We start from the raw sequence: 13,636 nt of genomic DNA on the forward strand, positions 1-13,636 counted from the left end.
TCACGAGCCGCCGGTGACGCCGGCCGGCCGTAGGTCGGTCCAGTGCGTCTCGACGTACGCGACGGCGTCCCGCCGGGGGCTCGCGCCGAGGGCGGTGGTCCAGCCGGCCGGCACGTCGATGCCGTCCGGCCACAGCGAGTGCTGCCCCTCGTCGTTGACCAGGACCAGGTACAGCCCGTCCTCGTCCTCGAACGGATTGGTGGGAACGTCGCTCATCCCTCTTCCCCCTTCGTCGGCTGCGCGTCCGGCAGCAGTACGTCGATGTCGCGCACGGAGCGCCGCGCGAGCCCCCACAGGGCCACGCCGATGCCGGAGAGCCCGGCGATGAGCAGCATCGCGGCCATGCCGCTGCCGGGGCCGTCCCCGAGGACCGGCCCGAGCACCACGAACACCCCGCTGCCCGCGGCCGCCTGCGGTTCGAAGACACGGTCGGCGAGCGGACCGGACACGGCGGTGGCGAGCGGTACGGAGATCTGCGAGAGGAACATGACCGCGCCGAAGACCCGGCCGTGCCACTCCTGGGGCACCTTGGTCTGCACGATCGACTGCATGGCCCCGTTGACCAGCGGCATGATCATCGCGCCGGCCAGGATGGCGGCGCACCACCCGGCGACCCCGCCGGCCAGGGCCATCGCCACCTGGGCGGACAGGCACATGCCGATGATCCCGGCCATCATCCCGCGGCCCCGGTTGCGCGGCCCGCCCCACGCGGCCATGAGCAGCCCGCCCGCGACGCCGCCGATCCCGATGGCGGTGTTGACGCTCGCCAGCGCCGCGGAGTCGTTCCCGGTCCGGGCGAGCACCATGGGCTGGACGGCGGCGAACCCGAAGACCATCACCAGGTTCACCGCGCAGAACGTCAGCATCAGGTCGCGCAGGCTCGGCTGCCGGAACAGATAGCCCAGCCCCTCCCCGGCCTCCCGCAGGATCCGCTTGCGCGCCGCGGCGGGCGCGCGCCCCGCACCGTCCCCCGTGAACCGCACGACCCGGACGGCCACCAGGGCGAGCACGAAACTGACCAGGTCGGCGACGAGGATGAAGCCGATCCCGGACAACGCCACCAGCAGGCCGCCCAGTGCGGGACCGGCGATCTCGGCCGTGCTCTTGGCGCTCGCCAGCATCCCGTTGGCGCGCTGCAACTGGTCCGCGCGCACCAGCATCGGCACGGCCGACGCCATCGCGGGGAACTGGAAGGCCGCGGACACGCCGAGCAGGGCGACGGCCGGGTACACCTGCCACGTCTGGAGCCCGCCGCCGGCGAAGTGCAGCGCGCACAGCACGGCCACGACCAGGAGTCCGCCGGCATCGGCGAGCTGGAGCGCGGCCCGCTTGCTGCACCGGTCGATCAGCGCGCCCGCCACCGGGCTGAACAGCACCTGCGGCAGCAGTGCGCACAGCGAGAGGAGGGTGACGGCGGTGGCCCGCTCACCCGCGGACCACGCTTCGATGACGAAGGCGAACCGGAGCACGGAGTTGCCGACCAGCGACACCACCTGCCCGGCCCAGATGACCGAGAATCCCCCCATCCCTGCGAAGCGGCCAGGGCGGTGAGTTCGTGACTCGGTGCCGCCCTCCACACGTAAGGACCTGCGCACGGCTCGAACTTTCGCACAGGAGACCGACTCGATCAACCGTTCTTTGTAGGGTGATGGCACGTCACCACACCACGGGGGAAAAGCACATGGACAGTGACTGGTTCCATCGGTTCGCGCCGGCACCCGGCGGCGGACCCCGGTTGTTCTGCTTCCCGCACGCGGGCGGCGCGGCCGTCGCCCACCGGGCGCTGAGCCTGCGGCTGGCCCCGGACGCCGACGTCCTGGTGGCCCAGTACCCGGGCCGCCACAGCCGCCGCGCCGAGCCGTCGCTGGACGACATCGGCCGCCTGGTGGACGCCCTGGCAAGCGCCGTGGCACCCCTGTGCGACCGGCCCTTCGCCTTCTTCGGCCACAGCATGGGCGCCCTCGTCGCGTACGAGCTCACCCGGGAGCTGGAGCGCCGGGGCATGAGCGGCCCGCGCCACCTGTTCCTGTCCGGCCGGGCCGCACCGGCACCGCACGGGAACGGCTTCGACCGGCTCACCACCGACGAGGAGATCATCGCGAGGATCCGCCTGCTCGGCGGCACGGTCGACGGGATCCTCGACAACACCGAACTGATGGAGATCGTGATGCCACCGCTGCGCGCCGACTACCGGGCGCTCCGCTCCTACGCCTGGCGGCCCGGCCCGCCGCTGGACACCCCCATGACCGTGCTCGTCGGCGACAGCGACCCGGTGGTCCCCGTCGCGTCCGCCGCCGCCTGGCGGGAGCTCACCACGGCCGGAGCCGCGCTGCACACCCTGCCCGGCGGCCACTTCTACCTCGACGAACGCACCGAGGAGGTGGCCGGCATCGTCCGCGCCACCCTCGGCTCCCTCGCCGTGTCCGGCCGCACCGCGGACGCCGTCTGATGGCGGCCGGCCGGCTGCTGGCGGTCAGCGACCTGCACGTGCGGTACGACGAGAACCGCAAGATCGTCGACGGGCTGCGGCCGCAGACGGACGACGACTGGCTCCTGGTGGCCGGCGACGTCAGCGAGACCGTCGAGGACATCGAGTGGACGCTGCGCCTGCTGCGCGACCGGTTCGCGCACGTGGTGTGGGCACCGGGCAACCACGAGCTGTGGACGACCCCCGGTGACGCCGTCCAGCTCCGCGGCGACCAGCGCTACGCGCACCTCGTGGAGCTGTGCCGGCAGCTGGGCGTCACCACCCCCGAGGACCCGTACCCGGTGTGGGAGGGCGAGGGCGGCCCCGTCGCGATCGCCCCGCTGTTCCTGCTGTACGACTACACCTTCCGCCCCGCCGGCGCCCGCACCCACCAGGAGGCCATGCGGCTCGCGGAGGAGGCGGGGGTGGTCTGCACCGACGAGTTCTACCTGCACCCGGACCCGTACCCGAGCCGGCAGGCCTGGTGCCATGCCCGCGTCCGGGCGACGGAGGCCCGGCTCGCCGAGATCCCGCCGGAGCTGCCGACCGTCCTGATCAACCACTTCCCGCTGGTGCGCGAACCCACCCGCGTCCTGCGCTACCCGGAGTTCGCCCTGTGGTGCGGCACCGAGGCCACCGACGACTGGCCCGTACGGTTCCGGGCGGCGGCGGTCGTCTACGGTCACCTCCACATCCCGCGCCTGATCGTGCGGGACGGCGTCCCGCACCACGAGGTGTCGCTCGGCTACCCGCGCGAGTGGACGTCCCGCTCCGCCCCTCCCACCCTGCCGGTACGCATCCTGGGGACCACACGATGATCGAAGAACTGCTCCCGCCCTCGGTCGCCGCGGTGGAATCCTTCGCCGACGACACGACCGACACCCTCTTCCCCGAGGAGGCCGCGCTGGTGGCCCGGGCGGTCGAGACCCGCCGCCGCGAGTTCGCCACGGTCCGCCGCTGCGCCCGCGAGGCCCTCGCCAAGCTGGGCGCCCCCGCCGCGCCGATCCTGCCCGACCCCAAGGGCGCCCCCGGCTGGCCGCCCGGCTTCATCGGGTCCATGACCCACTGCGCCGGCTACCGCGCCGCCGCCGTCGCCCCCGGCACCGCCCTCGCCGCCCTCGGCATCGACGCGGAACCCAACCTGCCGCTCCCCGACGACGGCGTCACGGCCCTGGTGACCCTCCCCGAGGAGCGCCCGCACCTGGCGGCCCTGGCGGCGCGGCACCCGGAAGTGCACTGGGACCGGTTGCTGTTCAGCGCGAAGGAGACCGTCTACAAGGTCTGGTACCCGCTGACGCGGCGCTGGCTCGACTTCCACGAGGCCACGATCACCATGGACCCCGCCTCCTCGACCTTCACGGCCCGCATCCTGGTCGACGCGCCCTTCACCACCCTCACGGGCAACTGGCTGTCCCGCGACGGCCTGCTGGTGACGGCGGCGACGAAAACCTGAGGCCGAAGCGCACGGCAGTGCGATAACGTCCTGCCATTCGAAGGGGGATTCGTGGCGAAGCTCAACCAGATCATCGCCGTGGAAAAGGGTGTCAAGAGCAAGTCGTTCCAGGACATCACCGCGGCCCACCACACCGTGCAGAAGCCCGCGCTGCTGGCCGGCATCTCGCGTACGTACCAGCCGAAGGACGAGGAGGGCGAGCAGCTGCCGCCCGAGTCCACCCGGGTGCAGGTGAAGGCCGAGGACGTACTGCGGGAGATGTCCGCGTCGCTGACCCGGCTGTTCGACGTGACCGCGACCAAGGACTGGGCCAACTGCTCGGCCCGCGCGGACGTGGTCGTGGACGGGCGGACCGTCATCGCCGAGGCCCCGGTGAGCTACCTGCTCTTCCTGGAGAAGCAGCTGACCGACCTGCACACCTTCGTGAAGAAGCTCCCGGTGCTGGACGCCGCCGAGTCCTGGTCGCTCGACCCGTCGACGGACTGGTGGAAGACGGACCCGGTCCGCACGATCCGTACGAAGAAGGTCCCGCGCAACCACGTGAAGGCGGAGGCGACCGACAAGCACCCGGCGCAGGTCGAGGTGTACTACGAGGACGTCCCGATCGGTTACTGGACGACGGTGAAGTTCTCGGGCGCCCTCCCGGCCCGGCGGGTCAACGAGCTGCTGGAGCGGGTGGAGAAACTCCAGCAGGCGGTGAAGTTCGCCCGCGAGGAGGCGAACGGCACGGAGGTCACGGACCGCCGCGTGGGCGACGCGGTGTTCGGCTACCTGTTCGGCTGAGGCCGCGGGCAGCACCCACGATCGCCCCCGCGTGAGAGCGCGGGGGTGCGCAACAGGCGCGGGCCGGAAATGAGGCCCGGTCCGCGCGATGGGCGCAAGCTGAAACTGACGTTCAGCCTGAAACGACGCGGCACAGGTGAAGGTTCGAGTCCTTCCCCCGGCACTCACGGGCCGGGGTGGCCCAACATGGCAGAGGCACCCGCGATCAATCTCAGACTCTCGCTCCAGTCTCAGCATCGCCACCGATCGCCAGATCGACCGAGGACGGACGAACGCCGCCGGATGCTGGTTCGACTCCGGCCTGCACCTCTCGCGGTGCGGTAGTTCAAAGGAAGAACACGACGGCCTGATGACTGATCCGTCCTCTTAAACGCCACTGGCGTGCACAACGGGTGGCATCCCCAGGGGCCCGGGAGCTGGATACGACTCCCGGGCTCCGCCACGCCCGCACGACCCTTCGACATCACGTCGCGGACATGCCACTGTGGCCCCGACCGTCCGTGCGAGCCGAAGGGGGGATCGGCGGTGTGGGAACAGGTGCCCGCCCTGGCCGGCGTCCTCGTGGGGGCCGTCGGCTCCTACGTGGCGACCAGCCTGACGGAACGGAGCCGCTGGCGCCGGGCCAAGGCCGAGCGCTGGGACCAGAGACGCCTGGACACCTACGCGTCGTACGCGAACACCCTGAAGCACCAGATCAACCTCGCCCAGCGCATAGGGGCGGCACGGGGCTTCCAGCACGCGGTCGACCCCCTGCCCCCGGACGAGGGCATCCCCCAACTCGCCGAGGCCGAGGCACGTCGCGCGGCCGAATGGGAATCGGTCCTGCTGATCGGCGACGCCGAAACCATCGCCGCGGCCCGCACGTGGCACGAAGCCGTGTGGAACGTCGAGCTCTACGCCCGCGGCCTGAAGGACGACCCGGCCGGCTGGGAGAAGGCGGTCCGCCGGATGAGCCATGCCCGCGACGACTTCTACACCCTGGCCCGCCGCGACCTGGGCATCACGGGCCCCCCGCCCCCGTCGGGCAACTGGCCACGGGCGTGGGAGCGGGGGGAGGGGGAGGGCTGAGAGCCGGCGCGTGCGGACCTTCCCAGGCGGACTGCCGCAGTGGGAACAGGCAACCACCCGCCCCTCCGGGTCACACCTTGATGACGGTGACACGACCACCGCACAGGGCGGCGAGGTCTTCGGGATCGGATGTGAGGACCGTGACCGGCCCGGGTGCGGCCAGGGCCGTGGCGGCGAGCATGGCGTCGATGGCGTACTTGTGGCCGTGCAGGCCGGCGTCGGCGAGAAGGGCAGCGGCGTGGCGGGCGATCGGTTCGGTGACCGGTTCGACGACCAGGCGGGAGAGGGTCCACTCGAGGGCCGGGCGGTTGATGCGCGGGTGGACCACCTCGACAAGGGTGGCCGATGAAGTGATCACGCGCAGGTCGTCGGCGCGGGCCAGAGCGAGCCAGCCGGTGACCGTTCGGCTGCGCAGAACGGCCTTGGCGAGCCCCTCGCTGTCGAGAACGAGGGTGCCACCCGGCACGGCGGGGGAGCGGCTCACGCTGCGCTGGCTCCGCCCTGTGTCTGCGCACGCCGCGCCTCCGCGAGCTGATCGCGCAGGGCCTGGACCTCATCCTCGGAGACGGGGCCGTGCTCGGCCTCGGCGACGGCGATGAGTTCGTTGAGGTTGTCCCGCTCGATCTGACGGGCAACGGCCGCAGCAACGTACGCGGACAGCCCGGAAGGACCGCTGCGAGCCTTGGCGGCTTCGGCGATGTCGCGCGGCATGGTGATCGAGTACTTGCCGGTGGGCTCACTCATGCGATCCATCCTACCTCATATCCTACCCGCCGAGCGGGGAAATCCGGCCGGCCCCGCGTGCACCCGGCGAGAACCTTCATGCCGAGGGCAAGGCGACCGGTGTCGACTCGAAGGAACACCATGACAGCGCGGACTCACGGGCCGGCCCCAAGTGGCCCGCGATGAGTGAGGCTCCGCGCCGGCAACCTTCTCCCCAGTGGGCAAGGCCACCCACTCGTCGCTTGTCGGGGCGACGTCCTTGTGAGGGCGCCGGGCACACCCAACTTCCGGACGAGGCGGAAGCCCGTGATGGAAAGGAGAGACTCCTGGCGGTGTGCCTGCTACTCAAGCACCACGCACGCGTGACCAGCGCCGGGCAACGACGAAGGGTCGGTCTCAGTGAGACAGAGACCGACCCAACATTTCTGGCAGTTCGGCACGTCGACAGGTGGATCACGCTGAGAGCCCCTGGCAGGATCCGAACCGGCGCACGCGGCTCCGGAGGGTCCTTGAGTCCTGGAGAAAAGCACCGGTCAGACCCTTATGAACCCACGATGGCCCGAGGCTCGTCCACGGATAGTCCACGCTGACCGCGTACATCACCGTGCGTGAAGGTCCCCGGGCCACTGCCACTGCGGGAGCGTCGTGGCAAACCCATAGTCCTTGGCAACCTGCTCAAGCTCGCGCCCTCTGACCTGCGCCCCTGCAATCGATCCTGTGCTGTCCCATGCGTCCGTTCCGGCGGTTGTCAGCCGGGCTACTCGCGGCGGGACGGTGCTGATCCGCATCTTCGTTACGCTCCATCTCCCCTTGGTCTGAACTAGGCGAATCGACCGGAACAGTCCCTGGTGGTCAGACGTCGTCCGGAGCGGTTGCGGTGGAGTCAGATACGCGAGCGTGACCGTCATCACCTGAGCTGATCAAAATGCGCTCCTGGGGCCACCGCCGTGTCCGCGGATGGCTCAAGTGACCGAGAATTGCCCGCCGCGGTCGCATCTGCAGGGTAGATGGATCCACCGCAGTCCGAAATCCCTAACTGCGGTACAGCGATGGGGGATTCTCGGTCACCTCAGTTGACGCCCTGACGGTGCGTCCGCTAGCGTCATCGCACGTGACGGTGCGTCAACGTGGCGCCCGAGGGGTGGGGAGTTTGAGCATGCCGACGTCTTTGAAGCCGGTGACCACCGGCCTGCCCGTCGACCTTCGAGAGATCCGCAAGGGGGTCATGGCGAACGGAGTCATTGACTGTGAAAACCTCCTGGCGATCGTCAACGATCCCCAGGAGGTCGAGGACGCCACCAAGCGCGCACAGAAGGCCGGTCAGCCGATCAGCGAGTATGCCCGCACGCGCGCCGAGATCCAGCGGCTCTTGGGTACTGCGGGCAGCAAGAAGGCCAAGAACGTCGGCGAGTACGCCGACTACATTGCGGCCGGCCTGCGAGGGGACTACGACGACGCTTGGTCGCTGCCGCAGATCACCCTGTGGTCGCCGCGCCCGCTGATCATCTCTGAGGACGGCTCGTCGGCCCTGCCGATCAAGGACGGCCTCTACGCTCTCGACAGCGAGACCCAGGTCACCGCCTGGCACCGGATCAAGAAGCACCCGGGCGCGTACGGCCTGGAGGACTGCGACTTCGGCGCGATCCCGCTGTCGTTCGAGATCTTCCACGGCATCAGCGTCATGGCGGCCCGCCAAATCTTCCACGACCGTAACCTGAAGGGCGTTCCGGTCGACAAGTCCCTGGCCATGTCCATGGACGGCCGCGACTTCGGCACCACCGTGACGCGCAAGCTGATGGAGTCGCTGAAGGTGCCGGCCGGGGAAACCACGGTTCCGCTGTCCAGCCTGATCCTCACCGGCAAGCGCCAGGTGTCGGACAAGGCCCCGGAGTGGATGACGATGTCGGTCCTGCGGACCCTCATCGCCACGGCCATGCTCGGCAAGGCCGGTATCCACGCCGCGTCGACCGGCATCGAGCATGAGGACATCCCCGCCAACGAGAGCGGCGACCGACCGGACAAGGCGATCGTTCAGCGTGAGGTCATGGAGACGGTGGGCGCGTTTCTCCAGGAGAACGCCGCGCTCTTCCACGCCAAGACTGCCGTCACCGCCCCCGCCGTCGTGGCCGGCCTCGGCGCGACCATGAACCGCACCATGTCTTGGAGCGCCGACCCCATGCCCGAGGGCATCACCCTGGAGCGAATGCTGGAAGGTATCCAGTGGGAGCGTGAGGCGAAGTACTGGAGCGGCATCGCGGCCAAGGTGACCGACCGGGGGGCCGTCTCCTGGGCGGGCGGTGCCCGTGACTCCGGACACAAGGTCTACGACGCGCTGAACCACCCGGAGAGCGAGACGGGTAAGCAGATCCGCGGACGGTTCTAGCTGTAGGTCTCGGCTCCTGACCAGCGAGTTTGGGCAGGAGCCGATTCTGTTTTGGGCCTGCAGCTCGTGGCCGCGTTTCCTCTTGGACCCCCTCGTACTGACACCTTGATCACGCGGTGTTCCTCGGTGTTCCCCGCGGCTTCCCGCACGACCTGGCATGGTTCTGGCACGTCTGCCCGGGGTGCCGAATGACTCCACACCCACCCCTCGTCTTCATGTGTCGGCCGTTGTCAGTTCGGTCCCGTAGCTTGAGGCCATGGTTGGTATAGGCGAGAACTTCCCTCACCTCGACGAGTCGTCGGCGGTGGGCCAGCCCACTGTGGGCGTCCAGCCTTACTACGCGCAGCGCGCCGAATTGCTGGGGCAGAGGTACGGGAGCGTCACCTTCGAGGAAGTGCATGGCGGGGTGTTGGATCTGCTTCCGCCGACGTCGGCGAAGGTGCTCGACGTAGGTGCTGGCACTGGGCGGGACGCTGTGGCACTCGCGCGGCGCGGTTACCAGGTGGTGGCGGCGGAGCCGGTCCGTGAGCTTCGGGAGGTCGCGCAGAGCCTCAACCCGTGCGAGGACGTCCGTTGGGTCGAGGACTCGCTGCCCGCACTGTCCCACCTGCAAGGGCCTTTTGAGCTGGTGCTGTTGTCGGCTGTGTGGATGCACCTGGCGCCGGCCGAGCGTGGGCAGGCGATGGAACGGCTGGCCACGCTGCTGACTCCGGCGGGGCTGCTGGTCGTCTCGCTTCGGCGCGGAGTCCCGCCGACTGACCGGGTGATGTTCGATGTGCCCGCGGAGGAGGTCGTGCGGGACGGGGCGCGGCAGGCGCTGCAGTTGGTGCGACTGGTAGAGGTGGGCGCGGACCGGCTCGGCCGTGCCGAGGTGTGGTGGCAGACGGTTGTCCTGCGCAAGGGGGGCGAGTGAGCGGGCGCGAATTCTACGCCCAGGATTCCTCGGCGCGCGCGTCGTGGCGGTTGGCAGTGCTGATGGGGGCCAACTCGCGCACCCACAAGTTCGCTCTCGGGCAGGCCCTGCTGGAGTTCGGGCGGACCGGGCGAGAGGAGATCGCCCTTGCCGAACTCGCCGCTGCCTACAGCCTGGGCCTGGTGCAGCATCTGGCCCAGGACGCGCAGGCGCCGCAGACGGCGGAGCTGGGCGAGAAAGACTTCCTCACCGTCGCTGAGCAGGAGAGAGCCGCGACGCTGGAGGCCGGCCGCCCCACCGAGCGTCTGCTGGCAGCCGCAGTGCGTTCCATGCCGATGATGGTGATGCAGAAGTTCCACAATCTCCGCGGTGAAACTGCGGTGCCCCACACCTTCTACGAGCTGGCAGGGACGGGACGGCAGCGTGTCGTGCGCCTGACTCCTGACCTGCTGCGACTGGCACAATCTGAGCAAGCGTCCAGCCTAGCCGCGGAGTTGGGTGCACGCTGGAGCATCGTGGAGAGCTCCTTCGCTGCCGGCGTCGGGCGCAGCCTCGTCGAGGAAGGCGTCACGGTCGACTGGAACACCCTTAAGATCACCGACAAACGCCGACGCCGCTCGGTGACCGGCATCGTTGACGCCACGGTCGGTTTTCAACACGGCCGCTGCCTGATCTGCGGCGATGTTCTGGCCCCGGGGGAAGCCATAGCCGTCGACCACGTCTTCCCGTTCTCCCTGATGCGTCGCTTCGACAGCGTCGGCTCCTGGCACGGTCCAGATCTGGACGCCCTGTGGAACCTTGCCCCCGCACATGCAACCTGCAACGGAGCCAAGAGCGACCGACTGCCCACCCTGGCCGAACTCGCCCGACTCGCGGCCCGGAATGATGCAATCACGCAGTCCCCCCATCCTCTGCGCAGGGCACTGCAACTCAGTCTGAAACACGCCCTGCCCGGACAAAGGGCGCCCTCGTGGACCGAGTTCCTGGGAGCGGTTCAGATAGCAGTCTGAGTCCGACCCCAGGAGTCCTGGGCCAATTACGGACGGCGTGCATGGCTCAGAAGTGATCGTGGCGGATGAGCAGCTTTAGGAGTTTGATCTAACCCCGGCTTGGTCAGGCCTCGCCTCGTGCGTCGGTGCTGTCCGTGACCGTTGTGTGTCGTTCTTATACGGGGGCGTTGATGTCAGCGGAACAGCTCCGGCACCGGACATGCCTCCAAAGGCTCATCCGGCCGATCGGCCCAGCGCCACCAGGCATGCCGACCAGTACACCTCCATAGCGTCCGACACGTCCGCTGGCCATCGTCCTCCCGCTTGGAGAGGACGATGCCGCCGGACTTCATGGGCTGGCTGCACTCGGGACACGCCGGGGCGTCGTTGGTCATGCGGCGCACCCTAACGGAGCGACCGCTTCGTCCCGAAGCAATTTGGGTGGGGCTTCTACCTTGGGCAGTCGTGCCCCCGACCTGCTCTGACGGTCTGCAGACGTCCACGTTCCTCCGCCGCTGTTCGTCGGCGTTGTCACGCAGTTAGACACTGACCCTGGCGACTTGGGCTGCGGCATGGCTGCACTCGTCAGCTCTGCAAGTGGCTGGCCCATGCAACCTTGATCTGCTCGCCCTGCTCGGCAGTGATGATGCCAGCTTCCGTCGCCACGGCCACGAGATCGGTGCCGGCCGCGAGCTTGAGGGCGCTGAAGGCATCGTCCATGCGATCGGAGTTTCTGGGTGTTCCAACGTGCCCAGGTTCCAAGTCACCTGGGAGGAAGTTCGCGACCTCTCCGTCGTGGCTCTCAAAGGCAGCCTTGTCCATCTTCACATGGACCCGTTTGGTGCCGATGGTGACGACGGTTCCGTGTGACCCATGGTGGTACAGGGGCCTGTCGCTTGGCGCTTTGACCGTGACCTTATCTCCGACCTTGAAGCTGCTCAGGGTCCTTCCGCTGCCGAGCATGCGCGTCCCCCCTCTAGGACATGTGGATCAAGAAGCACTTCATACCGTCCCTCTGCCCTACTTGTACACCTCGTCCTGCCGCCGCGTGGACGAGGGACCAGTCCGCCACTTCCGCCCGCCATGAAGGAGGTACAGAAGCACCGCTTTAGGAGTGAGGGAGAGGCGTCCTTCCCGTGACCTGCGGCTTGCGTAGCCGAGCTATCAGGGATGTCTTTGCCCGGCAGTTGCCCTTATTGGCCGTGGCTGACCACTGCATTTGGCACGGCCGTGGCACGCAGAGTTGAGCTAGTGCCGTCCTCATCCTCTAAGCCGAAGCAGGGGCCTGCCTCGCTGCCTGCGCTTCCAAGAACTCCCAGCACGATCTTGCACACCTCCGGGTAGGTTCCCGTTCGTCGTCCACCGTGTGGCCTCACTGGCCGCACCCGGGTCAGGCCAGTTGTCGAGCCCTCGATGCGACTACAGGTGAGGCTTGGGACTCGTACACCGTGAAGCGGGTTGCAGCGTTAGGCTGTTTGGATGGTGGATCAGGGTCGGTTAGTCCGGTGTGCTAGATGCGCGGCCCAGTGGAAGGTGTGGGGGCCCGGTCTTCATTTCTGCCGGCGATGTGGACTCATGGTCGGGGCATCCAAGCGCCCGCAGCGTCCGGGAAGGACGCCGAAGGACTGGTGGGGAGCAGCCATCTTGCTCACGGTCGTCGTGGTAATTGTCGTGCTCCTCGGAGGCAAGTCTTGAGGCCACGGTTGGGCTACTGGCCCGGCCGAGCGGGACCGTCTTCGAGCTTGAAAACCGTCGTGGCAGCGATGTCACCGTGGGTCCAAATTCCACCGCCTCTGTTTTGAGAACGACGAGAACGGCCTTTGACCTGGGAGTAGGTTCGAGGGCCGTACTCATGTCCGGTCGCTATGGCCGCCCTGTGTTCCCCGCGGCTCACCGCTCCATCGGGCCGTGGATGGGGCACGGCAACTCCAGATCCGTAACTCTATGTGGGGTCAGTGGCTGACGGCCATATCGGCCGCCCTGCGGCCCGGTGAGCAGGCTGGAGGGCGAGGACGGTTTGCTCTATTTCGCTGCTGTGCCGCGTGTCCGGTGGCCAGGGGCGACATGCTGTTCCCATGGCATCCCAGGAAGACATGCTGGAACGGCTGAGGCGGCTCGTTGAGGTGCATCGTGGCCGTCGACAGGCACCTGTTCGATTCCGCCCTGCGACTTGGCGTCCCTGGCTGGAGCCCCATGGGGTGGCACATGTGCTCGGGCTCGGGGCAACGGACACCACTTTGACGCCAGGCGACCGCGTCATCAGCCGCGATGACCTTGCTGCGGCGCGGCAAGCGCTCGGCGACGACCCGGAAGCACTCCGTGACCTGTTCGTCGCGGTCATGATCTGGGGAGCAGGGACAACCAATGGGCGAGCACCGCGCTACACCAGTGTTGCCCTCGGCGATGCCCGGCTCCCACACGTTCTGGAAGCGACGCGACGCGCTGTCCGTGTCGGCGAACTAACCCGGGCGTACACCGCGTTCACCGTGCGGGGAGTGAGGCGGTCGTTCTTTACCAAGTGGTTTGCCACCATTGATGACCGGGATGCCGAGTGCGAGCGTGCCTTGATCCTGGATGCCCGTGTCTTCCGCTCCCTCAACGCGCTTGGCTGGTCCAGCAGAGAGGCAGCGAGTACACGTCGTTGGACAGCTCGATACGCCGCCTATGTGGGGGCCGTGCACGAGTGGGCCGGCTCCTTGGGCGTCACGGCGGCCTGGCTCGAGTGGCTGATGTTCGACCTGAACGGTCATGTGGAGGCCTAAATGACCTCAGCATGGGAAGCTGCGATCACTTGAAGCCGATTTGGGCACTGGCCTGGGCGAACGGCTGAGGTGCGGCCTCTCCGGGCTGGGTCTCT

General features: G+C 68.5%; 14 protein-coding genes. 9 read left to right on the forward strand and 5 right to left on the reverse strand.

The features are described from left to right. Both ACIA79_RS27445 and ACIA79_RS27450 read right to left on the reverse strand, forming a co-directional pair. Positions 1-216, reverse strand: a complete 216-nt coding sequence (locus ACIA79_RS27445; RefSeq protein ID WP_399431031.1) for an MbtH family protein — start codon at positions 214-216, stop codon at positions 1-3. Beyond that, a complete protein-coding gene (locus tag ACIA79_RS27450) occupies positions 213-1,526 on the reverse strand; it encodes an MFS transporter (protein ID WP_399431032.1) in 1,314 nt (437 codons plus the stop codon). The genes ACIA79_RS27445 and ACIA79_RS27450 overlap by 4 nt, the downstream gene beginning before the upstream one ends. Positions 1,527-1,681: 155 nt before the next feature. Between ACIA79_RS27450 and ACIA79_RS27455 the strand changes: the two genes are divergently transcribed. From ACIA79_RS27455 to ACIA79_RS27475, 5 genes are all read left to right on the forward strand, one after another. Then, complete coding sequence (locus ACIA79_RS27455; protein WP_399431033.1) at positions 1,682-2,449, forward strand: thioesterase II family protein; 768 nt, start codon at positions 1,682-1,684, stop codon at positions 2,447-2,449. Next, positions 2,449-3,285 (forward strand): metallophosphoesterase family protein, encoded by an 837-nt coding sequence (locus ACIA79_RS27460; RefSeq protein ID WP_399431034.1) that lies wholly within the window; start codon positions 2,449-2,451, stop codon positions 3,283-3,285. The genes ACIA79_RS27455 and ACIA79_RS27460 overlap by 1 nt, the downstream gene beginning before the upstream one ends. Continuing rightward, the gene (locus ACIA79_RS27465; protein ID WP_399431035.1) at positions 3,282-3,920 is read left to right on the forward strand and encodes a 4'-phosphopantetheinyl transferase; all 639 of its coding nucleotides are present in this window, start codon (positions 3,282-3,284) and stop codon (positions 3,918-3,920) included. Before ACIA79_RS27460 ends, ACIA79_RS27465 begins: the two co-directional genes overlap by 4 nt. 51 nt (positions 3,921-3,971) lie before the next feature. Then, entirely contained in the window at positions 3,972-4,703 is a 732-nt protein-coding gene (locus ACIA79_RS27470) for a hypothetical protein (protein ID WP_399431036.1), read from the forward strand. Positions 4,704-5,228: 525 nt separating this feature from the next. Then, positions 5,229-5,771 carry a hypothetical protein gene (locus tag ACIA79_RS27475; RefSeq protein ID WP_399431037.1) on the forward strand — a complete coding sequence of 181 codons (543 nt, stop codon included), beginning with the start codon at positions 5,229-5,231 and terminating at the stop codon, positions 5,769-5,771. A 70-nt stretch (positions 5,772-5,841) separates the two neighbouring features. Here the strand turns inward: ACIA79_RS27475 and ACIA79_RS27480 are convergent, their stop codons facing one another. Further along, complete coding sequence (locus ACIA79_RS27480; protein WP_399431038.1) at positions 5,842-6,255, reverse strand: PIN domain-containing protein; 414 nt, start codon at positions 6,253-6,255, stop codon at positions 5,842-5,844. Continuing rightward, on the reverse strand, positions 6,252-6,515 hold the full coding sequence (locus ACIA79_RS27485) for a CopG family transcriptional regulator (protein ID WP_399431039.1): 264 nt from the start codon (positions 6,513-6,515) through the stop codon (positions 6,252-6,254). The genes ACIA79_RS27480 and ACIA79_RS27485 overlap by 4 nt, the downstream gene beginning before the upstream one ends. 1,135 nt (positions 6,516-7,650) lie before the next feature. Here ACIA79_RS27485 and ACIA79_RS27490 point away from each other — a divergent pair. The 3 genes from ACIA79_RS27490 to ACIA79_RS27500 all read left to right on the forward strand — a co-directional run bounded on the left by ACIA79_RS27490 (position 7,651) and on the right by ACIA79_RS27500 (position 10,800). Then, entirely contained in the window at positions 7,651-8,877 is a 1,227-nt protein-coding gene (locus ACIA79_RS27490; protein ID WP_399431085.1) for a DNA sulfur modification protein DndB, read from the forward strand. 256 nt (positions 8,878-9,133) lie between these two features. Then, positions 9,134-9,790 carry a class I SAM-dependent methyltransferase gene (locus tag ACIA79_RS27495; RefSeq protein ID WP_399431040.1) on the forward strand — a complete coding sequence of 219 codons (657 nt, stop codon included), beginning with the start codon at positions 9,134-9,136 and terminating at the stop codon, positions 9,788-9,790. Further along, on the forward strand, positions 9,787-10,800 hold the full coding sequence (locus ACIA79_RS27500; protein ID WP_399431041.1) for an HNH endonuclease: 1,014 nt from the start codon (positions 9,787-9,789) through the stop codon (positions 10,798-10,800). Before ACIA79_RS27495 ends, ACIA79_RS27500 begins: the two co-directional genes overlap by 4 nt. A 564-nt stretch (positions 10,801-11,364) precedes the next feature. Here the strand turns inward: ACIA79_RS27500 and ACIA79_RS27505 are convergent. Beyond that, a complete protein-coding gene (locus ACIA79_RS27505) occupies positions 11,365-11,742 on the reverse strand; it encodes a hypothetical protein (protein ID WP_399431042.1) in 378 nt (125 codons plus the stop codon). Between the two features lie 1,112 nt (positions 11,743-12,854). Here ACIA79_RS27505 and ACIA79_RS27510 point away from each other — a divergent pair. Then, a complete protein-coding gene (locus ACIA79_RS27510; protein WP_399431043.1) occupies positions 12,855-13,541 on the forward strand; it encodes a hypothetical protein in 687 nt (228 codons plus the stop codon). Positions 13,542-13,636: the final 95 nt, after the last annotated feature.

Origin of the sequence: Streptomyces sp. NPDC051310 (genome assembly GCF_044455245.1) — a bacterium.
Classification (GTDB): Bacteria; Actinomycetota; Actinomycetes; order Streptomycetales; family Streptomycetaceae; genus Streptomyces.